This window comes from Halalkalibacter hemicellulosilyticusJCM 9152 (assembly GCF_000513115.1).
In the GTDB taxonomy this organism is placed as follows: Bacteria; Bacillota; Bacilli; order Bacillales; family Bacillaceae_D; genus Halalkalibacter; species Halalkalibacter hemicellulosilyticus.
Genome location: NZ_BAUU01000044.1, coordinates 1 through 23940, shown reverse-complemented (window position 1 = coordinate 23940; position 23940 = coordinate 1). Strand labels below are relative to the sequence as shown.

Genomic DNA, 23940 nt, shown 5'->3' with positions numbered 1-23940 from the left:
TCTCGTAACAAACAAAAATGACTATTTAACTGCTCCAAGTGTCATTCCTTTGACAAAGTATCGTTGCAGGAATGGATAAACAAGTAAAATCGGTACAATTGTTACAATCGTAATCGCCATTCTAACAGACTCGGGCGATACTCGGTTCATTAATTCAGTACCTTGCCCACCTCTGACAGAATCAATTCCTGCACTTGTAGAAGTATTTTGCAATATTTTCATTAGCTCATATTGCAAAGTCGTTAATGAAGCGTTAGCACTATTGTAAATATACGTATCAAACCACATGTTCCATTGCATAACCGCAATAAACAGAGCAATTGTTGCTAGAACAGGCTTACATATTGGCAAAATAATTCGCCAAAAAATAGTGAAATCATTGGCTCCATCCATCTTTGCTGATTCTTGCAGAGCAAATGGCAAACCATCCATAAAGGAACGGATAATGATTATATTCCATGCACTAACGAGTAAAGGTAAAATGTAAACCGCAAATGTATTAATTAATCCTAAATCACGCATAAGCATATACGTCGGAATTAACCCACCGCTAAAGAACATCGTTAATACGATGACCGTTGAAACGAACCGTCTCGCCTGGAAGTCCCTTCTACTCAACACATAAGCAACCATCGCACAAATGAATAAGCCTAATACTGTACCAATAACTGTACGAAGCACCGAATTAATAAATCCTGTGACAAGACTATCATATTGCATAATGACTTGATAATTATCTAACGTAAACGCTCGCGGCCATGCATAAATTCCCCCACGAACCGTATCGCTTGATTCATTAAATGAAATGGCTAACACATTCAAAAACGGATACAACATAACAACGATTACTAAAGACATTAATATATAATTAATCACTTCAAATATTTTTTCAGATGTACTAGCTGCAAATAAACTTGATTTTTTACTCATTACTCATCACCCCTCTACATAACACTCGTCTTCGTAAGTCGCTTAAATATGCCATTAGCCAATAACAGCAACGTAATACTTACTATCGAATTAAAGATTCCAATTGCCGTACCATAGGAATATCGTCCCATACCAATTCCATAATTAAGCGCATACAATTCAAGGACTTCTGAGTATTCCCTGACAAGAGAGTTTCCTAGTAGAAGTTGCCGTTCAAAACCAATACTAATCATACTACCGATGGACAAGATTAAAATAACCATGATAGTAGGTCTTATTCCAGGTAACGTTATATGCCAAATTCGGCGCCACCTACCTGCTCCATCAACTCTTGCAGCTTCATAAAGCTGTGGATCAATACCAGCCATTGCAGCTAAAAAGATTATTGAATTCCAACCCATTTCCTTCCAGACATCTGCTAATGTGACAATGCCCCAAAACAATTCTCCTTGAGCCATAAACTGTATCGGTCTGTCGATCAAATTCAAACCAACAAGAATGTCATTTACAATCCCACCATCTGTTGAAAGCATTTTTGTTACGATTCCAGCAACAACTACCCAAGAGACAAAGTGAGGTAAATATGAAATCGTTTGAACCGATCGTTTGAATAAGGAATCCTTTAATTCATTTAATAAAACAGCAAATAATATCGGTATGGCAAAGCCAGCAATTAATAACATAACACTCATTGCAATCGTATTTCGTAAAACAAGATAAAAGTGATCATCTTGAAATAATTGAATAAAGTGCTCAAATCCTACCCATTCCTGCTCCGTAATAGCTCGTCCTGGTCGGAAATTTTGGAAAGCCATTGTCCAGCCCCATACAGGGAGGTAATTAAAAATGAATACCCAGATAACAACGGGGATTGACATTAAATATAAGATTTTTTGATTCTTCATTGTTTTCCAGAAACTCTTTTTCTTTTTTACGACTTCTAGATTTGAAGGCGCTTTCTCTGGTTTCACGTCCATGCTATCCCCTCCTCTTTACAAATTAATCATAACGAAAATGCACCTTTCTAAATACCTAAATGATTTCAACTAAATTCATATAATAATTTATACGAGAATGCGCTTTCATTATTGTTTTAATAACATTTAAAACGTTTACACTATAACAATTAGAGAAATTACTATGTTTTTTAGTGATCTGTCTTTTTAGTTACAATGAGACTCCTTTGCTCAAAAGAAAAAAGCAACCAATTCAGTCGCTTTTTATCATCTTTCTTTTATATGCTGAAGGAGATACACCTTCATATTTTTTAAATTTGCTATGGAAATAATCAACATTGTTATAACCGACGATCTCAGCAACACGATACACTTTCTGTCCTTGTAAAAGCAATTTCTTTGCATTTTTTATTCGGACTTTATCTACATACGTATTAAAATATTCACCTGTGTAGCTTTTAAATAGTTTTCCTAAATAAGCACTGTTGTAATTGAACAATTTCGCAAGCTGTTCCAACTTTAAATTTTCATTATACTTATTTTCAATTAACAGCAATAATTTCTTTAATTGATGATCGCTATCAGCATATTCAAGCTCACTCAATACATCATTCATCAGCTCATTAACTACGTTTTTCACATCTTCAAATGATGGTTGCTGATACAACTCTAATACCTTTTCTAGCATTGAAGTGAAAAAATCCTCTTTATCTCCTTTTGATTTTTGCAATTTATTAAATACTGTTGTCATGACGTAAACAATCTTTTTTTTCACATTTTTTTCGGAAAGGTCTTGCATCGCCCACACAAACATATCATTAGTTGTTTCACGTAAACTATCATACACGCCTAGATCTAATGCAAAGTACATATTATCAATAATACCTGCTACCTCTATTTGTCCTTCAGAATACTGTGTATCAATTTGCATACCTTCTGCTAGTAATTGTTCTTTTGGATAAAAAAACTTTCTCTGGATCATTTGAAAGGCACTTTTATAGGACTGTTGAATGCCATTTAAACTCTCAACAACTTGTCCGAGACTAAACGTTATAGAATGAGCATAGCTTTCTAATGAAAGTTTTAAATCTTGGTATAGCTGTTGAACCTCTTTCGTCCGGTATTCAGTGGCATTTAGAACTAAACCTATATACGGTTCACTAACAAATAATGCAATATCTTTGTTAATTAAAAACTCCACTTCTTTTTTTAACTTAAACATATCTGTATCCATTACAAAGGAGTTATCTACTTTCATTAATAACACTTGATATCGATCCCAGTCTAAATCAAATTGCTTTGTTTCTTGCTCAGAAAAAACGTGGTGATCACTCCCGATTAATGAGAGAATATACTGTTCACGTCTCCTCGTCTCTTCACTTTCTGTTAGCTCTGTAACTGCGTGCTGTTTCGATAGTTCTATTTTTACTTTCTCTAAATACTCAATTAATTCTTCCTCGTAGATCGGTTTTAACAAATACCCTGCAACATTATTTTGAATTGCTTTTTTTGCATAATCAAAATCTGCATATCCACTTAAAATGATACATTGAAATACTTTATTTATTTCACGTAAACGTTTAATTAAATCTAATCCATTCATGCCGTACATACGAATATCAGAAATGACTAGATCTGGTGACAACTCATGAAATAGTGAATATGCCGTCTCCGCATCTTTAGCTAGTCCGACGACTTGAAAGCCATAATCTTCCCATGGAATTAAAGAATTAAGCCCTTCTCGTACCGTTCGTTCATCATCAACAATCAATACTTTATACATCATACAGATCCCCCTCTGACTGCCTCGGTATTCTAAATGAAACACACGTTCCTTTATCACGTTCACTTTCAATTATTAACCCTTCACTTTGTTGAAAAGAAAGAATGATTCGTTCATGAACATTTCGTAAACCAATACGATGCTCCTCGTCAGTTGAGGTGAGTGATTCTATAATTCGCTGCCGTCTTTCTGCTGTGAAACCAACACCATTATCAATAACATTAATTTGGATCCACTCTCCTTGATTCTTCGCTTCCACAATCACTTTTCCACCGACCGCATGGTTTTCTAATCCATGTATTACAGCATTTTCAACAAGTGGTTGAATAATAAGAGGCGGAATTTGAATATTAGTAATTGTTTCATCTATGACTAGCTCATATTCTAACCTTTCCTGAAACCGGAAGCTTTGAATATCAAGATAAGACTTAACCATATCCATTTCTTGCTTCAAGCTAACGAAACTACTACCAACCTCTAAGCTTGTTCGTAATAATTTCCCTAACAATTTTACAATGAGAGAGATATCTTTCTCTCCTCTCATATGTGCTTTCATTCGAATTGTTTCTAGTGTATTAAACAAGAAATGTGGATTGATTTGACTTGCGAGCATTTTAAATTTAATTTCCCCTTGGCGTTTCTCCAGTACTCTTTTTTCCTCATTTTTAGCTTCTACTTCTTTAAGTAGTTGTTGAATACTCAAAGTCATTTTATTAAATTGTGATGATAGTTGACCAATCTCATCTTTCCCTGCTATTTTAAATTCTGTTGACAAATTCCCTTCCGTTACGTTTGTTATCTGCTTGCTTAATGTGAGCATTCTTCGCGTAATAAAATGAGAAAATACATAGATGAGAATAAGGGCAATGATCGAACTGATAAACATAATAATAAATCCTAAACGACTTAAGCGGTTCGCATCTGCTATTATCTCCGAATTTGGTAATACTGAAACGATCCGTAGCTGATTTGTACTGTATTCAAATTGAATTGGCTCAACCATAATTTGCGAACTTTCACCAAAAACCGTGTCTTCAAAAATACCGATTTCACCCTTAATTAACTTATTGGAAAACGTATCCTCATTTAAATTACGACCTATTAAATCTAATTTATTAGATGAGACTATTTGATTATCGCTATTTACAATCATAGTCGGTAGTACTTCTTGAGATAGAATCCAATTCAAATAATCCGTATTAACATCAATTACTAGTACACCATATAAATCATCTTGAAAGTTTAAATAACGGGTCAAGCTTAAGTTTGTATCGAATCGCCCGTTTAAGTGATCTGTATATTCCCAACGCATCATACCTTTAGCTTCAACAGTTTGCTGAAACCACGTATGTCTCACTATTTCTGTATCAACCGGAATGAAACGCCAATTATTAAGCATCGTTTCATTGTTCGTATATAAACGAATATTACTTATTTCATTATAAAAACGAATATTATGCTCAAATACGGGATAGTTTTTATAAGCATCTACTACCGCAAAAACGGTCTCATACTCACGATTGACTAAGTCCTTTAATCCTTCGTCGGCCAATGATTGGTTTGATAAATAGACTGCAGGTAACAGCGCTTCTGAAATACGAGTTTGTATACGGTTCATATCAGAAGTAGACTGCTCCTTAACATTGTTTAATGAGATTTGTCTAAGCTCGTGTGTTAAGAAAACTCCTACAATCAACAAAGGGACAAAAACAACTATTATAAACGACAAAATTAACTTTCTTTGCAAAGTAATATTATTTATTTTATGAATGATTTTCTTTAACATCGTGATTGCCCCAATACGTTTCAATCTACTCCCTGAAAAGGAAGCGCTTTCAACATAAAATTATTATATCATTATACCTTACTAACTATAGGAGAAATACCATCATAATTACAAGTGAATTCATATAAAAATTTAACGTTGATCGACAACATCTTGTTATGTAATATTTACTAATCAAAAATGAAGCCACACAAAAAGAGGATGGGATAAAAGTGTTTTAATAAAAGAGAATCCAAACAAATACACATCCACGCAATTAATCGCTCCTGAAATATCCTTCGCTTTCCGAGGGAAACTGGTGAGCCTTCACGTACTATGCACTATGAAGGCTCACCTTTGTTTTCCATGAGAACATTAAAAAAAGTTAAAACCAAACTTTTCAGTGCCCATCTTTTTATCTCCGCAGGATTCTACGTATATTTCATCTACTAGCAATCGCACGTTATTCCGATTCTCGGCTAAACACTTTCGCAATGTCCCAGCCTCTTCATTCTACATATACAATCATACTCTTAACACCATGACCCCATTCGCTTCAATTGTTAATTGATCTTGGTACAACTGGCCCGTCAGCAAATCTTCATAAGCTCCTTGCAATTGAATCGTTTTAGATTCTTTATTATGATTCATTACGAATACAAACTCGTTTTCATCATTCATTCTTTTCGTCACTTCAACACCAGAAGGAGTGTTCAATACTCGTTTAATGTTTTGTCTCTCACAAATCTCCATTAATAAATGATCGATGAACTCTTGTTCAGGGTTTGTGGCAACATACCACGCTTCGCCTTTTCCATATTTGTTAACGGTTAAAGCTGGCCGTCCCTTGTAAAAGTCTTCCCCATATTCAGCAATAACCTCTGCACCTTCTGAATGAATTAAATCAAATAGCATGTTACAATCATACTTCCCTTGTAATTGACCAAGCTTTGATTTTAAAACGATTTGGTTCTTATGCTCAAGAGCTAATGAGTCAATTTCTTCAGACCAAATACCGAGTAGTGACCGAAGCTCTCCTGGGTACCCCCCTAACGTCACTAAATCATTTTCATTGACAATACCACTGAAGAAAGTCGTTACAAAGTATCCTCCCGCTTTGACAAACCGTTCAAGCTTGTCTGCATACCCTTCTTTCACCATATATAATACAGGAGCAATAACGACTTCATATTGGTCAAGATCAGACTCTGTACTTACGATATCAACTTGAATATTTTGCTTATACAGCGCTTCATAATATTTATGAACTTGTTCAACATATTTTAAATCGGCGTGTGGGCCACTAGAATATTCGATTGCCCACCAATTTTCCCAATCAAATATGATTGCCACTTTAGAAGGGAGCTTTGATCCGATGAAAGTATTCGATAAGTCAACTAACTCTTGACCAATCTCCGCTACTTCTTTAAACACTCTCGTATGTTCATGACCAACATGTTCGATAACAGCACCATGAAATTTCTCACAAGCGCCTCTTGATCGTCTCATTTGGAAATATAAAACAGAATCTGAACCATGTGCAATAGCTTGATAGCTCCATAATTTTAATACACCTGGACGTTTTAACGAGTTATAAGGTTGCCAATTTTGCTGACTGGGAGTTTGCTCCATTAACATAAATGGTTGTTGATCTTTGATTCCTCGCATTAAATCGTGCATGAGCGCTGTATAGCTATAAGGGGTGTCAAATGCCGGATAGTTATCCCAAGCAATGATATCCATATACTTAGCCCATTTAAAATAATCTAACGGTTTAAAGGCTCCCATTAAATTAGTCGTTACAATCGTATCAGGGCTTTCTTTCTTAATGACATCATATTCCATTTTGTAGCATTCGAGCATACTATCAGAATTAAAGCGAGCATAATCAAGTGAAATACCTTGGAACATAGTCCGATTTTCAGCAAAATGTTCGCTCAGCAAATTTGGAGCAACGATTTCATCCCAATCATAAAATGTATGTCCCCAAAATCTCGTATTCCAAACACGATTTACTTCATCTAATGTTCGATAACGTTTTTTTAACCAAACACGAAATGCTTTTTCACAATTTTCACAATAACATGCTCCACCGAACTCATTGGATACATTCCATAACACAACTGCAGGATGATCCTTATAACGTTCAACTAATCTTTCAACAAGACGTTTTGCAAATGTTCGATAAGAAGGACTATTCGGGCATGAATTATGTCTCCCACCAAATTTACGTTTCATACCGTTAAACTCAACACGTAAAACATCAGGATACTTCTTAGCTAACCAAGCTGGGTGTGCTGCAGTACCTGTCCCAATTCCGACTTGTATATTATTTTCATGAAGACGGTCTATCACTTTATCTAACCATTCAAACTGATATGTTGCTTCATCTGGCTGACTAAGAGCCCAAGAGAATATATGAACACGGACAAAATCAATGTTAGCCTTTTTAAACATTCTTATATCCTCTTCCATAGTAGCTCTATCCCATTGTTCTGGGTTGTAGTCTCCGCCATACGGCATTTTTGTAAACATCCGATTCCACTCCTTCTTTCTTAAGAAATCTTTAATTTAATATATTTCTCTTCATCTTTATTTAGTTGTATAGCGAGGTCTGTATCGTTATGAATGAATATGGTTTCACTTTCAGAGATCCATGCTTTCTCAATACCTTGACGTAATCGAACGGTAAGCTCTTGGTTCTTGAGAGACCGCAAATAAACATTTACATCCCCCGCTTCTAAATCCCATTCTAACTTCTCAATTACCACCTGACCTCTTGCTCTCATCCCCGTTATAACTCCTTTTTCTATCTCCTCTGGGACAGCTGGCAATAATTCAATTAATCCTGGTGATGTATAAGCTAACATTTCCATTACTAAAGTAGGCAAACTGCAACTTGCATCCACATTATAAATATCACGATTCAGATTATGAGACGTCACAAGACTGGAGTGAATATAGTCCCCTTCTTGCAATAGTAGCTTCAAGTTATCGACAACTCGTTCTGCATTCTTCTGTCTAGCAGCAACTAATGCGCAATGGACAACACCATGAGCAGAATAATTTTCTCTACCTCTCTTCTCTAATGCCACTTTCGCTGCCTCAAACCATTTAGGTGTATCTTCAGGGTTGATTTCATGACCAGGCCATACTGGATACAAATGAGATATATGTCGGTGGTCATATTCATCATCTAATTGAGGATGAATCCACTCTTTTAATGCTCCCTCTTCATTAATTGAGTAATCGGGCATATGGGCAAGCATATCTGCCCATTTAGGAATACTATCTTGTTCTATTTCTAATTCCTTACACGTGACAATTAACGAAGTAAACAACTCTCTCGCCGCAGCAACATCCATAGTTGCATTAATACTTGCTTGATTCGGCTGCCATCCTACCTTTTGTAAATCGGTTGAAATCCGAGGTGTATTTTCTGGTGAGTAAGAAGGAATAAACATAAACGTACCATCATCATTGTGTTCTGTTAAAAAATCTTCATAGAAAAGGGCAATTTCCTTCATGATTGGTAAAACGCGTTGAATAAAGAACTCTTCATCCCCGCTAATTTGATACCATTCATAAAATGGTACCATTAACCATTGTGCACCCGCAGTCCAAAACCCTAACGGCCAATCAACATCAAAATGGGTGTGAATATTGTGGTTCCCGTCTGTTTTTGATCCTGCTAACACACCCCGACATCCAAAAAAGGTTTTAGCATTTATACGCCAATCTGGGACAATTTTTTCCATGAGTTGAAAATAGCCTTCAAGTGCTTCAGGCATATTTCCAATCCCACCACCAGACACAGCCAAATTCACATTTGCATCTGTTGTAAAATCACCATTCCACGCCGGACGCCATTCACCAGTCCATAGCCCAACTAAGTTAGGAGGATAAGCACCTGATGAGGAGATGAATACATACCTCCCCATATCAAACATTTGCTGTAACAATGGTTTATTCAAAGCTTGACCACTAACTAACAACTCTTCCGTAGGCCTATGCGTTTCCTCTCTATCACATATAGTTAGAGACATACGATTAAACCACTCTCCATGAATACGTACATGTGATGTTAATAGTTCACCATACCCCTTAGAAGATATCTCTTTTAATGCTTTCTTTATCGACGCTAACGTCCGTGGAGCTTGTTGATCGTAAACATCAATTGGTTTAATCTTTGTTAAAAGGATGATCTCCTTTGCCCCTGAAACAAAGAGCGTTTTTCCGTGTACTTCAACATGTCCTCCCATTGGAGTTATGACAGACGTTCCACCTGCATACCCTTTTTTTGTTTTCGCATATGCACAACTAAAAGCAATAAAGCGTTCATCTGTACTAATGTGCTTCCCACGCTCACTGTCTTCTAATACAAGATCATCAATGGACAGTTCAAGACTCATTTCTTCGTTGGATGTTGTTGATAAAGAAATGACACTAACATGATCCTCTCTAGAAACAAACTGCTTACGTACAATCCTCCCTCGATCATCAGACCAACTAACAGTAACTTCACCAGTTTCAAAATTTATCGATCGGTCATAATCGCAAATTTGGCCACAATTGGACATTTGAAGCTTTAAAGCAAAAGCAGGATGATAGGCATCAGTAAATAACAATGGATGTCCAGATTTAGTTGAAAAAAGTTTCGCAGCATCGCGAAATTTTCCTTCTTTCATTAATCCTCTTATTTCACCTAAATACGGTGACATATTGTTATTTTGAATAATTTGCTCATGTAGAGGTTCATACAGCTTTTCATGATTAAAAATAATTGTTTCTTCCAATGGCTGGCCGAAAATAAGTGCACCGATTTCCCCATTTCCGGTAATCATTGCCTCTTGCCAATGATCGGCTGCTTGTTTACTAACTATTCCTCTCTTAGGATAACGATCATTCGATTGACTAGTCATCTATGTACTCCTTTCAAAACGAAATCAAAATACTTTTAGCTTTCACTTGATTGTAAGCACTTTCATAATATCATAGTTACGATTGATGCAAACCCTAATAATTACTCATTATTTACATGACTATTTGCACTTAATACTCAAAAAAAAAACACGAGATTAAGCTTCAAAAGAGTTCCTTTTGTAAATGCTCAATTCGTGTTTAACGTATTCAAAAGATTCTAATAATAAGGTGAGATCATAATATAAACTAACACACCCGTAAAACTTACATAAAGCCAAATCGGCATCGTCCAACGAGCAATTTTACGGTGACGTTCATTTTCCATATTCCATGCACGAGCTACTGAAGTTAACGCAAGCGGAACGATAATTGCTGCTAAAACGATATGCGTTATAAGAATAAAATAGTAAAAAGCTGCTAAGAAGCCCTCTCCTCCATATGGAGTCGATTGTGATAAAAAATGATGAGCCACGTACGTCACTAAAAATAACGTTGTCGTAATAAAAGCAGCGTATATAAAACGTCGATGCCACGTCACATTTTTTCGAATAATCGCTATAAAGGCTATCAATAAAAAGAGGAACGTGAAACTATTAAAGATAGCATTTAACATCGGTAAAATCGTCACATCAAATGCATCAAAATTTTCAACTCCAGGTAATCCAGCTAACAAAGCGACTAATCCATTAATGACGATCGTTATCATAATAATAGCAGGTTTATAATTGCGTTTTTTAAACGTAGAACTTGCTTGCTCCATACTGTCATCTCCTCTTATTTCAAAACATGTCCTCCCTATTATACACAAACTCAAACATCTACAGACAGTGAATCATTTACAAACTAATGAACGATTTTGTTCTAATTTAATAGCCTCGAAGCAATAAACGTAGCCACACTTCTTAGAAAATTCTTATGTGATTTTACGTGTTGTGATCAAAGTTATTGCCACATGTTTAGCGAACTTTTTGAGCACGACCTTATAGCAAAAAAGAGTGATCCAATTGGATCACTCTTTTTTGTCTTAATATTTTACAACTCCAATTAATAGCATTAAAGCAGCTATTGTTGGTACTGTTACGAAAATACCAGAAATCATAAAGGCAGTTGCCCAGCCATGATCCTTATCCTTAAGGTGCATAAAAAATACTAATTGCAATGCAAACTGAATCACTGCAAGGATGAGTATGAATGGAATCGCAAATGAACGTGGTATTAAGTCAGCACCAACTGCTAGAAACGATAAGACCGTTAAGAATATCATTAAGACAAATACGACAATTTGCTTTTTGATTTCTTTCTGGATCTGTCTCTTTTCTTCATTGGTCATTGCACTCTTCTCAAAAGGTTGACTTAAATGATCCGCCATATTAATGACCTCCTCCTACTCCCATGAGATAAACAACTGTGAAGATAAACACCCACACAACATCGATAAAGTGCCAATATAAACCAGCAACATAAAACTTAGGAGCATTCGTTAGCGTAATACCTGATTTATTGTATCGAATTAACAAAACAATAATCCAACTTAAACCGAAGGCTACGTGAGCTCCGTGCAATCCTACCAGTGTATAGAAAGAGGAAGAAAATGCACTTGTTGAGTAGCCAAATCCTTGGTGAACATACTCATAGAACTCGTATATTTCAAGCGAAATAAACGCTAGACCTAGTAGAACGGTAATCCACATCCAAACTTTAAACTTCGTAAACTGATTCTTCTTCATTGCAAACATCGCAAGTACACTAGTCAAGCTACTTGTAAGTAGGATCATCGTCATAATAAAAACGAGTGGAAGATGGAACATTTCTTGTGATGTCGGACCATCTGCAACACCATTCCTTAACGCAAGGTACGTACCAAAGAATGTTGCGAATAGAATCGTTTCTCCACCTAGGAAGAACCAGAAACCGAGAAATTTGTTTTTCCCTTCAAGCGTTGCTCTCTCGGGATGAGAGGGAAGCCCCTTTGAAGTATCAACTGTACCCGCCATTTCTTAGTTTCCTCCCTTCTCATTTAAATCTGCTTTAACTTGAGATGCAGGAATGTGATAGCCATGATCTTCTTTAATAGAACGAACAAACATCGCTCCAAAAGTAATGACCAAACCACCCACTGCAACGACTAATGGATGAATAATCGGGTTCTCCATATTCATCATGATGAAACCAAAACCAGCAAAGAATAGCCCAACTGAAATGATTAACGGTAAAATTGATCCATTAGGCATATGAATATCAGTAACAGGCTCAGCTGGCTTCATCTTACCATCCCCATGGATTTTCTCATAGAATAATGGATCTAATGAACGAACCTGTGGTGTTTGAGCAAAGTTATACTCTGGCACTGGTGTCGGTGTCGCCCATTCCAACGTACGTGCATCCCATGGATCAGAAACCGTTACACGCTCTCCTTTAATTGCAGAGTAAATGATATTAATAACTAATAAAATAATACCTGCAGACATGAAGAACGTCCCTATGGTACTAATTAAATTAAATAGCTCTAAACCTTGACCTTCTAAGTATGTGTATACACGACGTGGCATACCCATTAACCCTAGTAAATGTTGAACAAAGAATGTTAAATGGAAACCAATATAGAAAATCCAGAAAAACAATTTACCGAGTGTTTCATTTAACTTATGTCCGAACATTTTAGGATACCAATAGAATAAGCCAGCAAATAGTGAAAGAACAATACCACCAACAATAATATAGTGGAAGTGAGCAACAACAAAGTACGTATCATGATAAAGATGATCAACTGGTGCCATTGCTAACATAACCCCTGTTACCCCACCTAATACAAACGTAGGTACAAACGATGAAGCAAACATCATTGCTGTATTAAACGTAATCTTCCCGCCCCACATAGTGAAGAGCCAGTTAAAGATTTTGATCCCTGTCGGTACAGCAATGGTCATCGTCGTGATCGCAAATATTGAGTTCGCAACAGGTCCCATACCAACTGTAAACATATGGTGAGCCCAAACCATGAACCCTAAGAATGCAATAATCATTGTAGCAAATACCATCGCTGTATAACCAAATAAACGTTTTCTTGCAAAGGCCGGAATAACTTCTGAAATAATTCCAAACGCTGGCAAGACAAGGATATACACTTCTGGGTGTCCAAAGATCCAGAATATATGCTGCCATAACACGGCATTACCGCCCATGCTAGATATGAAGAACTGACCATCAAACAGCCGATCCAACATTAATAGCGCAAGTCCAGCAGCTAATGGCGTAAAGGCAAATAAGATTAATGTTGATGTAACAAATGACGTCCACACAAATAATGGTAAACGCATCATCGTCATTCCTGGTGCACGCATATTAATAATGGTGACTAAAAAGTTAATAGCCGAAACAAGCGTACCAATACCAGAAACTTGTAGACCTAATACATAAAAGTCGAGTCCTACTCCCGCATAATCACGACTTGAAAGAGGCACATAAGCTGTCCATCCAGCATCAGGACCCCCACCAAAGAACCAACTCATGCTTAGTAGTAATCCCCCTGATAGGAAGATCCAAAAACCTAAAGCGTTAACAAATGGGAAAGCCACATCTCGTGCTCCGATTTGTAACGGAATTACATAGTTCATAAAGGCAAATAATAATGGCGTTGCTGCTAAAAATAACATGATCGTCCCATGCATCGTGATAAATTCATTAAATGTTTGACCACTTAAAAAATTCATTTCTGGATACATGAGCTGGATACGCATAAATAACGCCATAATTCCAGCTTTAACAAAGAAAAGCGTCCCGGCAATTAAATACATGATGCCTAGCTTCTTATGGTCAACTGTCGTTAACCAATCCCAGATGACGCTTTTTTCCTTTTTCTGTGTAGCCAAAGGGTTAACCTCCTTTATTTCTAGTCAATTGATAGAGAACGTAAATAAGCAATCAGTGCTTCCATATCTTCATCACTTAGCTCTGATTCAGGATATGCAGGCATAACAGCGCCTTGTTTCAACGCTTCAGCATCACGAATCCACGCTTCTAGGTTCTCATCATTATTTTCTAAGTAATTTCCAAGTGTTTCACGATTAGCAAAATCCGTCAGTGCAGGACCTGCAGCTGTACCCATTCCTCCAACCGCATGACAGCCAATACAAGATTGCTCTTCAAATACTTCACGACCTTGTTGTGCTAATGTATCTGTTGGCTCAACTTCTTCCGCCTGCATGCCAGCTACCCACGCATCATAATCATCACGCTCAAGCGCAATCACTTTGAAATCCATTAATGCATGCGATGCTCCACATAGCTCAGCACATTTCCCTTTGTAAATTCCTGGCTCAGATGCTTCAAGCCAAAGATGGTTCGTAATCCCTGGAATTGTATCAACTTTACCACCTAATGCTGGTACCCAAAATGAGTGAATCACATCTTGAGCATGTAGTTCAAAGATAACCTTTTCCCCAACTGGTATGTATACATCATTTCCAGCTGTAAATTCTTCGTCTTCATAATCAAACTGCCACCAGAATTGATGCCCCGTTACTTTAATGTAGACCGTATCTTCCCCAACTTCTGGGTCTGGCTCCATATCAGCTAACATAAACGTACCTGTAATGGTTGGAACAGCTAAGATAGTAAGCAAGATAATCGGAATAACAGTCCATGTAATTTCAAGTGCTGTATTTCCATGAACTTGCTTAGGGATTTCGTCATCTCCAGGATGGCGACGAAATTTTGCAAGAATGATAAAAAAGATTGCAAACACGACAATCGTGACAAATGCCATAACATACAAGGAAAGTAGCATGTTATCAAATAGCCACTCTGATTGTGGTCCCTTTGGATCAAGGGCAGTTAAGTTAGTCTCCCCAAGACAGCCCGAAAGGAAAAAGACGAGCAATGACAGAGACAGGAAACGCCAAGATGTTTTCCAAAGTTTCATCAGACAATTCAACCTCACTTTCATACGATCATTCGTATTAATGTTTATATCTTTAGTCGGTTCATATCCTTAAATATGAACAACAACCATAAGAACAAATAGTATTGTTAAATAATTAAGTGAATACACAAACATATAACGTGCCCACTTAATGTCATCCTTCATTTTGAAGCCTGCTAATCCTAATAATAGCCAACCCAAACCTAGAGCAGAGGCAACGATCGTATAGACAATCCCAAATGGATATAGCATAAGAGACACTGGCAACAAAGCCGCTACATAAACAACAATTTGTCGCTTTGTCATCGCAAAACCAGCAACAACTGGAAGCATTGGAATACCGGCAGCTCGATACTCTTCTACACGCTTCATTGCTAACGCTAAAAAATGAGGAGGTTGCCAAAAGAACATAATAAAGAATAACAACCAAGCATATGAGTGTAAGCCACCATCTACAGCTGCCCACCCAATAAGTGGTGGTACTGCACCAGAAAAGCTACCGACAATTGTATTTAACGTCGTTGTTCGCTTCGTCCACATCGTATAAAGTACAACGTAGATAAACAAACCGATCAACCTATAACAACAGCAGATGCAGTCGTCAGTGAAAGAAAAGCTAGACCAGCTGCAGCTTGTACTAATCCTAATACTAATACTTGATTAGCTGAGAATCGACCTGTCACTGATGGACGTTCCTTTGTTCTTTCCATAATATGGTCAATATCGCGGTCAATATAATTATTTAATGTACAGCCGCCTGCCATCACAAGTGCTGCACCAACTAGTGCAAAAATCATCGTTGAAAGCTGAGATCCTAACCCCACTCCTGTATAGACAACCGCTAAATAAAAGCCTGCAAATGTCGTAATCAAATTAGATGTCACAATTCCATGCTTAGCTAGAACCAAATAATCTTTCCAAGACTTTTGATGACTTGTAGCTATTGATGCGTCAGAACTGATCACCTCAGTTGCCTCAAACGCCGTATTTGACTTATTCATCCATTCTTCACCTCCTTTAAAGGTAACAAGCCACATTACAAAAAATAATTAGGTGCATAACCCTACCACCTAATAACGAGTACAGTGACATTATATCTTAAAATCTTACGAGTTTCACTAAAATCATCAGGTTCACATTTTCTTCACAATTATGCATGTCATAAAATCTTCATCTTTGTTAAATTGACTTTTCTTATGATTCTACATAAGATCAATGGGTAAGTAGTCATATATCATAGCTTACTCTAGCATATTTCGGAGCATTTTTATAGAAGAAAGGTGATGTCTATGCATAAAAAATTAAAAATCTTTGGTACATTAACCTCTATTGGCGTGTTAATCGTACTCATTCAAGGCGCACTCGTTACAAAAACAGAGTCCGGTGAAGGCTGTGGTGCTACTTGGCCTCTTTGCTTTGGAGAAGTGATTCCAACAAATCCTGCTATTGAAACAATTATCGAATATAGTCACCGTATTGTTTCTGGTTTAGTAGGAGCACTTATCATTATTCTTGCCTTATGGTCTTGGAAGCAGTTAAAGCACGTAAAAGAAACAAAATTAATGGCAACACTTGCAGTCATTTTAATCATATTCCAAGGTCTCTTAGGTGCTGGAGCTGTTGTTTTCGGTCAATCCAAGGCGATTCTCGCTTTACATTTTGGTATATCAGCGATGTCACTTGCTGCTGTCGTCTTACTCACCGTTCTAGCCTATGAAGACTCAAAGGGATCTCGTGTATTAGTACAAGTTTCGAATCGCTTTAAATATTTTGTCTTTATGACGATCACGTATTGTTATGCAGTTATATATACAGGTGCTTATGTGAAACATACACAAGCAACATTAGCTTGTTCTGGGTTTCCATTATGTAACGGCATGCTTTTCCCTGGGCTTGCTGGACCAGTAGGCGCACACTATTTTCACAGGGTAGCTGGTACCCTCCTTTTACTCGTCCTTCTCGCTTTAATGATCTGGACGATTAAACATTATAAGCATGAGCGAATATTATTATGGGCATCGATCCTTTCTTTTGTACTTGTAACTGCACAATTAATTAGCGGTGTATCTGTCGTATTTACAGAAAATGAAGTTCTTTCAATCGGCTTGTTACATGCGCTTATAATCTCCGTTCTATTTTCAGTCCTTAGTTATGTTGTTATGGTTTTACTTAGAAAGGACTAATTATCGTTAAAAGCTGACCATGTATCGTTTTTAGCTTTGCCTATCGAACCAATATTAAACATTTAATATAAAGTTCTTATACAGATCACATTCTTTGTATATGAATTTTATGAAGACAAATAAAAAGTCAAGCTACCATCATAGATAGCTTGACTTTTTATGCTCTTGTTGTAGAATCATGAAGATCTGCTAATTTTCGTTCTAGTTCATCTAGAATCTGCTTGCCATCTTCTTCTTCTATTAAGCCTAATCGGACAGCAAAATGAATTTCCTTCGATAATCCGAACATCTGTGTATCAAGGACATCCTCATATAAAGGGCATTGAGGCATCGTTAAATTTTCCATTTGCACCTCAATTAGCTGCCTAATTTTATCCGCATCTGATCTCAGAAGGGCAAATGCTTTATCTCTATCTTCAGTCAACATTTTAGCTGACATCTGGACCCCTCCCTCATGAATAATCTTGTCTTAATAGTATCTTTTCTAGCAAGAAAAAGCAATGATTTTAATCAGAAACATTGGTTATAAGAATCATTCTCATTTATTTTTATTCTAAAAAATGCTTAATTCGTATCGTTCTGAAATAAGCTCAAGTAATTTCATTCCAGCAATGCTATTTCCTTTTTCATCTAGTGCTGGACCATAGATTCCTATCCCCATCTTATTCGGAACGGCACAAAGAATTCCACCTGCTACACCACTCTTTGCTGGAATTCCAACTTTAATGGCAAACTCACCAGATGCATTATACATGCCACAAGTAACCATGAATGTCTTTACAATTCTAGCAACATCTGCGGGAATCACTTCTATTCCATCTTCATTTTTACCTTTGTTCGCTAAAACATAGCCAATTCGGGCAAGGTCCTCACATGATACTTCAATTGCACATTGCTTCGTATAAAATGATAGTAATTCCTCTACATCTTCGGTAATGACACCATGTTGCTTCATAAAATAGGCAAGAGAACGATTTAAGTCTGCAGTCTCAAATTCTGACTGAGCGACTTCGGCATTGTAAGTTAAAAAATCATTACCACTAAGCTGACAGACAAAAGCAATTAACCGATCTACCTTTTCATTTGCGGATTCTCCTAATATTAAAGAACTAACGGCTAAAGCACCTGCATTAATCATTGGATTTAATGGTTTTGATGGCTTATGTGCCTCAAGCTTGACGATTGAATTAAAAGGATCACCAGTCGGCTCCATTCCAACTTTATCGAAAACCACTTCTTCACCATGATCGATTAATGCTAACGCAAGTGTTAAAATTTTCGATATACTTTGAAGCGTAAAACGTTGATTGTAGTTACCTTCACTAAAGCACGTCGATTGACCATCAAATATTGAGACAGCTATATCGTTAGGATTCGCCTTTGTTAATGCAGGTATATAATCGGCAAGCTTGCCATTCTCTGTATGTACACGTGCGACCTCTACCATTCGCTTTAATTCACTTCCGTATTCACAGACCACGTTTATCCCCCCATATGTGACAAATCTATTGAAACCATTTATACTTTATTGAAACACAACATGTCAAGGGGGATACGTTTATGCAAGAATTTGTTTTTTTCATAGAAGGTCGCGTGCAACATCCTTTAACGATTGACCCAACCGTTTGGATATTTGATGAACGGAAGGTTGATTTAAATACATACTTCAATGAACAAGCTAACAAAGAAGACGCAGATACGATTTATAAGAAAGCGATCTCTGCACAGTGGGACAAAGAAATCCTTGAAGCTCTGCACCACCTCGCCTTCACACAAATGGAAATGAAATTAAACATAAGAAGCAACGAGAAATCAATGGGAAATATGCAATGCCACTGCTCCCTTTTATCGAAAATACAAAACCTTCTCAAACACCGACATTTATAGAAGTAGAATGCAAGGAGCAAAATGTCACGCTACAATATGCTCAAGCCAAAAAAGCCCTACTAGGTTTTGCTAAGGAAGGAAAACCATTACACGAAGATGGCCCCGTACATCTCTATTATGGAGACGGCTCTAATGCGCATGACCCCATTCGTCATATTAAGAAAATAATTATCCATTAATTACCATAATGTTGTGGGTGGCTTTGTGCCACCTACAACAAATCAGCAGCAAGCTGAGCTAGACCTGATCGTTCTCCTTTTACAAGCTTAATATGTCCACTCACCGTTTGGTCTTTAAATTGCTCCACAACATAAGTGAGCCCATTATTGTATTCATCCAAGTAAGGATGATCGATCTGCCCGGGATCACCCATTAGAACAAGCTTACTACCTTCACCAACGCGAGTTAATATGGTCTTCACTTCATGCTTCGTTAAATTTTGTGCCTCATCAATAATAATAAATTGATCTGGAATACTCCTTCCACGAATATAGGTTAGTGCCTCGACTTGAATCGATCCCATCCCTGCCAAAATTTGATCAAGCTCCCCAGGCTTTTTTGTATTAAATAGAAATTCTAAATTATCATAGATTGGCTGCATCCACGGTCGTAGCTTCTCTTCCTTTTCACCTGGTAAAAACCCTATATCCTTCCCAAGTGGGACAACTGGTCTTGCCACTACTAGTTTTTTATATTTCCCTAAATCTTCTGTTTGCATAAGTCCAGCGGCCAAAGATAATAACGTCTTACCAGTCCCAGCCTTGCCTATCATTGTAACTAAATGAATATCATCACGTAATAGTAATTCTAGTGCCATTCGTTGCTGGACATTTCGTGAGCGAATCCCCCAAACTTGTTCAGGTTCATTTAAAAACGGCTTTACCTTCTTACCATTTGGCTCAACCTTTCCTAATGCAGAACTTGAGCTTCCAAGTGCATCCTTCATAATAATAAATTGATGAGGATAGAAGGGATGTTTGGTTAATTCCGATATTGTAATTTCTCCCTTTGTGTAAAAGCTCTTCATAACAGTTGAATCCACATATACTTCTACATATCCTGGGTAAACATCTTCAAACTCTATCACACGATCACTTAAGAAATCTTCTGCAACTAAACCAAGTGCATCTGCTTTTACCCGAACGAGTGCATCTTTACTAACTAAAATAACCTGCTTTCCGTCCTCCTTCTCCATTTCTTCAAGCATTAAATTTAGAGCGACTGCGATAATTCGATTATCATTCGTCATTTCAGCAAATGAGTCCTTCAATCTTAAAAAGGATTTATGGTTTAGTTCTACTTTTAAAACCCCACCAGATTGTAGGTGGACACCTTCATGTAATTTGCCATCACCTCTTAATTTATCTATACATTTTGAAAACTTGCGAGCATTCCTTCCTATTTCATCCATGTTCCGTTTTTTTGAATCTAATTCTTCAAGTACCACTGCCGGGATCACGATTTCATTATCTTGAAAGGAATAAATTGAATAAGGATCTTGTAAGAGCACGTTCGTATCCAAAACGTAGATTTTCTTCAACATTCTGCCTCCTGACTAGAGTTTCACTATCACCGGATTCGTTATCTTGCTCTTAGCTGTTTGTAAAAATGTATGATCAAGCTTTTTAATCTAGAAGGAAAAAGTATACTCACTTTTATATTTTCTACAGATCGATTTTAAAAGTAGATTTTCTAGTCCCCATTGCTTACAATATAAGTAATAGTGAGAAACCATTTGAATGATTCTCGTTTGTTTGCTGTGATAAGGAGGAGTACTGACATGAGAGTAAAATGCGTGCTGTGTGATAAAATCGAAAAGATTTCAGACGAACTACCACTGGCAAAACGTTTACGAAATAGACCTATTCATACGTATATGTGTAACGAATGCTATGACCGAATTAAGGTGAAAACAGAACAACGCCGCCAATCACAATAAGAGATTGGACACGTTTCTTTATTGGGTCGTACTGAGCCGTACAAAGAAATTGAGTATTTCTGAAAGTGGAACGTGGCACGAGAGAAGCTGTTATCTCCTTAATTAAACATCTAAGAATTTTATGCTTTCTTATCCTGTAACAAAAGGGATGTCCCCAAGGTAAAACATACCTTTTCGGACATCCCTTTATTTTTATGTTTCATTTTTCTGCTGACGGTGCAAGTGTAAGCGAAATCGATAAATACCTAAAACGATCCCTGAAATAATTAACACTACAATGATTGGTGCACCAAAGAAAAATTCTAAAAACCAAAGCACAAAGCAACCAATAATCAGTGTGATATAGACAAGAACCCTTTTTAAAATGGGCAATTTCTTAGCAAATCCTAAATTGAAAACAATAATGGCTAAAGCCACTATAGCCAAAAACCCATAAAATCCATACCAAGGGTTTTCAGCTGTTGCTCTCATTAACCATGTTAACTGTTCTAGATTCTCCTCAGATATTTGTGGACTACCGACCAACATTTACGGTCACCTATCCTTTCTACCTACCCTTTAGCTGCAAGCTTACGTCTCTTCTCTTCACGTTCACGCTCTGATTTATTCAAGATTTTCTTTCTTAAACGAATCGATTCAGGTGTTAATTCACAATATTCATCTTCATTCAAATACTCCAACGCTTCTTCTAATGTCATAATACGAGGTTTTTTCATTGTTACCGTATTTTCCTTCGTTGCGGAACGTACATTCGTTTGCTGCTTCATCTTTACAATATTAACAGCAAGATCATTATCTCGAGTATGCTCACCAACAATCATACCTTCATAAATCTCTGTTCCAGGTTCAACAAAGATCGTACCACGGTCTTCGACTTGCATAATTCCGTATTGACTAGCTTTGCCTGCTTCCATCGAGACGAGAACTCCTTGTCGACGTCCACCCACTTGACCTGCAGCAATAGGTGCATAGCTATCAAAGGAATGATTAATAATTCCATATCCTCTTGTCTGTGATAAGAACTCTGTCGTATAACCAATTAAGCCCCGGGCAGGAACTAAAAACTCAAGACGAACTTGTCCGCTACCATTATTTGTCATATTAAGCATTTCACCTTTACGCTCACCTAATGACTCCATAACCGAACCTGTATACTCATCAGGAACATCGATTTGAACCCGTTCCATCGGCTCACTTTTCACTCCATCAATCTCACGAATAATAACTTCAGGCTTCGAAACTTGGAGCTCATAACCTTCTCTTCGCATATTTTCAATTAAAATCGACAAATGAAGCTCTCCACGGCCTGAAACCACCCAAACATCAGGAGAATCAGTATTTTCAACACGTAAACTTACATCTGTTTCTAGTTCCGCTTTTAGACGTTCTTCCAATTTACGAGCTGTGACGAATTTCCCTTCTCGTCCAGCAAAAGGACTATTGTTCACTAAAAACGTCATTTGCAGTGTAGGTTCATCAATACGAAGAATCGGTAGTGCGTCTTGATGCTCAAGCGGACAAACCGTTTCACCAACATTGATCTCCTCCATACCAGAAACCGCAATTAAATCTCCAGCTTTTGCTTCTTCTATTTCTATACGTTTCAGACCTAAGAATCCAAACATTTTAGTAACGCGATATTGCTTAACTGAGCCATCAAGTTTCATTAATGCTACTTGCTGACCAACTTTAATAGTTCCTCTAAACACACGACCAATTCCAATTCGACCGACATAATCATTGTAATCTAGCATCGTTACTTGGAACTGTAGAGGTTCATCACTATTATCTACAGGTGCAGGAATAGCGTCTATAATCGTTTCAAATAGAGCTGTCATCGTTTCATCTTGCTTTTCTGGATTTAGACTTGCTGTACCATTAATAGCCGATGCATAGACAACAGGGAAATCTAATTGGTCTTCTTCAGCTCCTAAGTCAATAAATAAATCGACCACTTCATCTACTACCTCTAACGGCCGAGCAAAATCACGATCAATTTTATTCACAACAACTACAGGTGTTAGTTTTTGTTCAAGTGCCTTCTTTAAAACAAATCTTGTTTGTGGCATACAGCCTTCATACGCATCAACAACGAGGAGAACACCATCGACCATTTTCATGATCCGTTCTACTTCACCACCAAAGTCTGCGTGTCCAGGTGTGTCCATTATATTAATTCGCTTATCATTATAGTGAATCGCTGTATTTTTAGCCAAAATAGTAATTCCACGTTCTTTTTCAAGAGCATTGGAATCCATAGCACGTTCATCGACTTGCTCATTTTCACGGAACGTCCCTGACTGTTTTAATAACTGATCGACTAAAGTCGTTTTACCATGATCTACGTGAGCAATTATAGCAATGTTACGAATATCGTTACGAATGGTCATTTTGTATTTTCTCTCTCCTTATGCGTTCATTAACTGTACAAGTATACCTTGTCCACACTCTATTTAGCAAGATCTTCTTCGATAATTCAACAACCTTTACAGATCTTTCATGTTTTTTCGCCAAACACGAGGCTGGGACAAAACAAAAGTGTTTAGCCGAGAATCCGAACTTAGATAACGTAGCGGATGAAATATACGTAGACTCCTGCGGGATGAAAAGCAAAGGTGAGACCCCGTAGTGCGTAGTGAAGTGAACCCCAAAA

The 23940-nt window shown here is 37.2% G+C and carries 19 protein-coding genes and 1 pseudogene; 3 read left to right on the top strand and 17 right to left on the bottom strand.

The features are described 5' to 3' along the window. Window positions 1-21: 21 nt before the first annotated feature. From JCM9152_RS19165 to cyoE, 12 genes and pseudogenes are all read right to left on the bottom strand, one after another. Window positions 22-930 carry a carbohydrate ABC transporter permease gene (locus tag JCM9152_RS19165; protein ID WP_035347076.1) on the bottom strand — a complete coding sequence of 303 codons (909 nt, stop codon included), beginning with the start codon at window positions 928-930 and terminating at the stop codon, window positions 22-24. Between the two features lie 14 nt (window positions 931-944). Continuing rightward, window positions 945-1907 (bottom strand): ABC transporter permease, encoded by a 963-nt coding sequence (locus JCM9152_RS19160; RefSeq protein ID WP_035347074.1) that lies wholly within the window; start codon window positions 1905-1907, stop codon window positions 945-947. A 232-nt stretch (window positions 1908-2139) separates the two neighbouring features. Further along, window positions 2140-3672 carry a response regulator transcription factor gene (locus JCM9152_RS19155; RefSeq protein ID WP_235715775.1) on the bottom strand — a complete coding sequence of 511 codons (1533 nt, stop codon included), beginning with the start codon at window positions 3670-3672 and terminating at the stop codon, window positions 2140-2142. Continuing rightward, window positions 3662-5455, bottom strand: a complete 1794-nt coding sequence (locus tag JCM9152_RS19150; protein ID WP_035347084.1) for a sensor histidine kinase — start codon at window positions 5453-5455, stop codon at window positions 3662-3664. The genes JCM9152_RS19155 and JCM9152_RS19150 overlap by 11 nt, the downstream gene beginning before the upstream one ends. Window positions 5456-5959: 504 nt before the next feature. After that, entirely contained in the window at window positions 5960-7969 is a 2010-nt protein-coding gene (locus JCM9152_RS19145) for a beta-galactosidase (RefSeq protein ID WP_035347072.1), read from the bottom strand. A 20-nt stretch (window positions 7970-7989) separates the two neighbouring features. After that, window positions 7990-10356: a glycosyl hydrolase family 95 catalytic domain-containing protein gene (locus JCM9152_RS19140; protein WP_035347070.1), complete on the bottom strand. Its 2367-nt coding sequence runs from the start codon at window positions 10354-10356 to the stop codon at window positions 7990-7992. Window positions 10357-10574: 218 nt separating this feature from the next. Beyond that, window positions 10575-11117, bottom strand: coding sequence for a DUF420 domain-containing protein (locus JCM9152_RS19135; protein WP_035347067.1), 543 nt, complete (start codon window positions 11115-11117; stop codon window positions 10575-10577). A 264-nt stretch (window positions 11118-11381) separates the two neighbouring features. Beyond that, entirely contained in the window at window positions 11382-11726 is a 345-nt protein-coding gene (locus tag JCM9152_RS19130; protein WP_035347064.1) for a cytochrome C oxidase subunit IV family protein, read from the bottom strand. A gap of 1 nt (window position 11727) precedes the next feature. Further along, on the bottom strand, window positions 11728-12351 hold the full coding sequence (locus tag JCM9152_RS19125) for a cytochrome (ubi)quinol oxidase subunit III (protein ID WP_035347062.1): 624 nt from the start codon (window positions 12349-12351) through the stop codon (window positions 11728-11730). Window positions 12352-12354: 3 nt separating this feature from the next. Continuing rightward, the gene (gene ctaD / locus JCM9152_RS19120; protein WP_035347060.1) at window positions 12355-14226 is read right to left on the bottom strand and encodes a cytochrome c oxidase subunit I; all 1872 of its coding nucleotides are present in this window, start codon (window positions 14224-14226) and stop codon (window positions 12355-12357) included. Window positions 14227-14246: 20 nt separating this feature from the next. Beyond that, window positions 14247-15278, bottom strand: coding sequence for a cytochrome c oxidase subunit II (coxB, locus tag JCM9152_RS19115; RefSeq protein WP_035347059.1), 1032 nt, complete (start codon window positions 15276-15278; stop codon window positions 14247-14249). Window positions 15279-15347: 69 nt separating this feature from the next. After that, window positions 15348-16279 (bottom strand): annotated as a pseudogene (gene cyoE / locus JCM9152_RS19110) (heme o synthase). A gap of 288 nt (window positions 16280-16567) precedes the next feature. Between cyoE and JCM9152_RS19105 the strand changes: the two are divergent. Continuing rightward, window positions 16568-17461 carry a COX15/CtaA family protein gene (locus JCM9152_RS19105; protein WP_035347057.1) on the top strand — a complete coding sequence of 298 codons (894 nt, stop codon included), beginning with the start codon at window positions 16568-16570 and terminating at the stop codon, window positions 17459-17461. Between the two features lie 157 nt (window positions 17462-17618). Here JCM9152_RS19105 and JCM9152_RS19100 read toward each other — a convergent pair whose 3' ends face one another. Further along, the gene (locus JCM9152_RS19100) at window positions 17619-17900 is read right to left on the bottom strand and encodes an Fpa/YlaN family protein (RefSeq protein ID WP_035347055.1); all 282 of its coding nucleotides are present in this window, start codon (window positions 17898-17900) and stop codon (window positions 17619-17621) included. A 114-nt stretch (window positions 17901-18014) separates the two neighbouring features. Next, window positions 18015-18941: a glutaminase A gene (glsA, locus tag JCM9152_RS19095; RefSeq protein ID WP_439644220.1), complete on the bottom strand. Its 927-nt coding sequence runs from the start codon at window positions 18939-18941 to the stop codon at window positions 18015-18017. An 80-nt stretch (window positions 18942-19021) separates the two neighbouring features. Between glsA and JCM9152_RS23530 the strand changes: the two genes are divergently transcribed. After that, window positions 19022-19348 carry a hypothetical protein gene (locus tag JCM9152_RS23530; protein ID WP_235715774.1) on the top strand — a complete coding sequence of 109 codons (327 nt, stop codon included), beginning with the start codon at window positions 19022-19024 and terminating at the stop codon, window positions 19346-19348. A 211-nt stretch (window positions 19349-19559) separates the two neighbouring features. Here the strand turns inward: JCM9152_RS23530 and JCM9152_RS19085 are convergent, their stop codons facing one another. Further along, window positions 19560-20888, bottom strand: coding sequence for a PhoH family protein (locus JCM9152_RS19085; protein ID WP_035347080.1), 1329 nt, complete (start codon window positions 20886-20888; stop codon window positions 19560-19562). A 240-nt stretch (window positions 20889-21128) separates the two neighbouring features. Here JCM9152_RS19085 and JCM9152_RS22125 point away from each other — a divergent pair, with 240 nt between their 5' ends. Continuing rightward, window positions 21129-21287, top strand: a complete 159-nt coding sequence (locus tag JCM9152_RS22125) for a YlaI family protein (RefSeq protein ID WP_081728141.1) — start codon at window positions 21129-21131, stop codon at window positions 21285-21287. A 192-nt stretch (window positions 21288-21479) separates the two neighbouring features. Here the strand turns inward: JCM9152_RS22125 and JCM9152_RS19080 are convergent, their stop codons facing one another. Next, a complete protein-coding gene (locus tag JCM9152_RS19080; protein WP_035347078.1) occupies window positions 21480-21758 on the bottom strand; it encodes a YlaH-like family protein in 279 nt (92 codons plus the stop codon). A gap of 80 nt (window positions 21759-21838) precedes the next feature. Next, window positions 21839-23677, bottom strand: a complete 1839-nt coding sequence (typA, locus tag JCM9152_RS19075) for a translational GTPase TypA (RefSeq protein ID WP_035347053.1) — start codon at window positions 23675-23677, stop codon at window positions 21839-21841. Window positions 23678-23940 lie beyond the last annotated feature (263 nt).

Excerpts from the sequence above, each read along its gene's own strand:
- JCM9152_RS19165 (WP_035347076.1), bottom strand. The coding sequence starts at position 930 with ATGAGTAAAAAATCAAGTTTATTTGCAGCTAGTACATCTGAAAAAATA.
- JCM9152_RS23530 (WP_235715774.1), top strand. The coding sequence starts at position 19,022 with ATGCAAGAATTTGTTTTTTTCATAGAAGGTCGCGTGCAACATCCTTTA.
- JCM9152_RS19145 (WP_035347072.1), bottom strand. The coding sequence starts at position 7,969 with ATGTTTACAAAAATGCCGTATGGCGGAGACTACAACCCAGAACAATGG.
- typA (WP_035347053.1), bottom strand. The coding sequence starts at position 23,677 with ATGACCATTCGTAACGATATTCGTAACATTGCTATAATTGCTCACGTA.
- JCM9152_RS19160 (WP_035347074.1), bottom strand. The coding sequence starts at position 1,907 with ATGGACGTGAAACCAGAGAAAGCGCCTTCAAATCTAGAAGTCGTAAAA.
- JCM9152_RS19100 (WP_035347055.1), bottom strand. The coding sequence starts at position 17,900 with ATGTCAGCTAAAATGTTGACTGAAGATAGAGATAAAGCATTTGCCCTT.
- JCM9152_RS19155 (WP_235715775.1), bottom strand. The coding sequence starts at position 3,672 with ATGATGTATAAAGTATTGATTGTTGATGATGAACGAACGGTACGAGAA.
- JCM9152_RS19105 (WP_035347057.1), top strand. The coding sequence starts at position 16,568 with ATGCATAAAAAATTAAAAATCTTTGGTACATTAACCTCTATTGGCGTG.
- JCM9152_RS19130 (WP_035347064.1), bottom strand. The coding sequence starts at position 11,726 with ATGGCGGATCATTTAAGTCAACCTTTTGAGAAGAGTGCAATGACCAAT.
- coxB (WP_035347059.1), bottom strand. The coding sequence starts at position 15,278 with ATGAAACTTTGGAAAACATCTTGGCGTTTCCTGTCTCTGTCATTGCTC.
- JCM9152_RS19140 (WP_035347070.1), bottom strand. The coding sequence starts at position 10,356 with ATGACTAGTCAATCGAATGATCGTTATCCTAAGAGAGGAATAGTTAGT.
- JCM9152_RS19125 (WP_035347062.1), bottom strand. The coding sequence starts at position 12,351 with ATGGCGGGTACAGTTGATACTTCAAAGGGGCTTCCCTCTCATCCCGAG.
- JCM9152_RS19135 (WP_035347067.1), bottom strand. The coding sequence starts at position 11,117 with ATGGAGCAAGCAAGTTCTACGTTTAAAAAACGCAATTATAAACCTGCT.
- JCM9152_RS19080 (WP_035347078.1), bottom strand. The coding sequence starts at position 21,758 with ATGAGAGCAACAGCTGAAAACCCTTGGTATGGATTTTATGGGTTTTTG.
- JCM9152_RS19150 (WP_035347084.1), bottom strand. The coding sequence starts at position 5,455 with ATGTTAAAGAAAATCATTCATAAAATAAATAATATTACTTTGCAAAGA.
- JCM9152_RS22125 (WP_081728141.1), top strand. The coding sequence starts at position 21,129 with ATGAGAGTAAAATGCGTGCTGTGTGATAAAATCGAAAAGATTTCAGAC.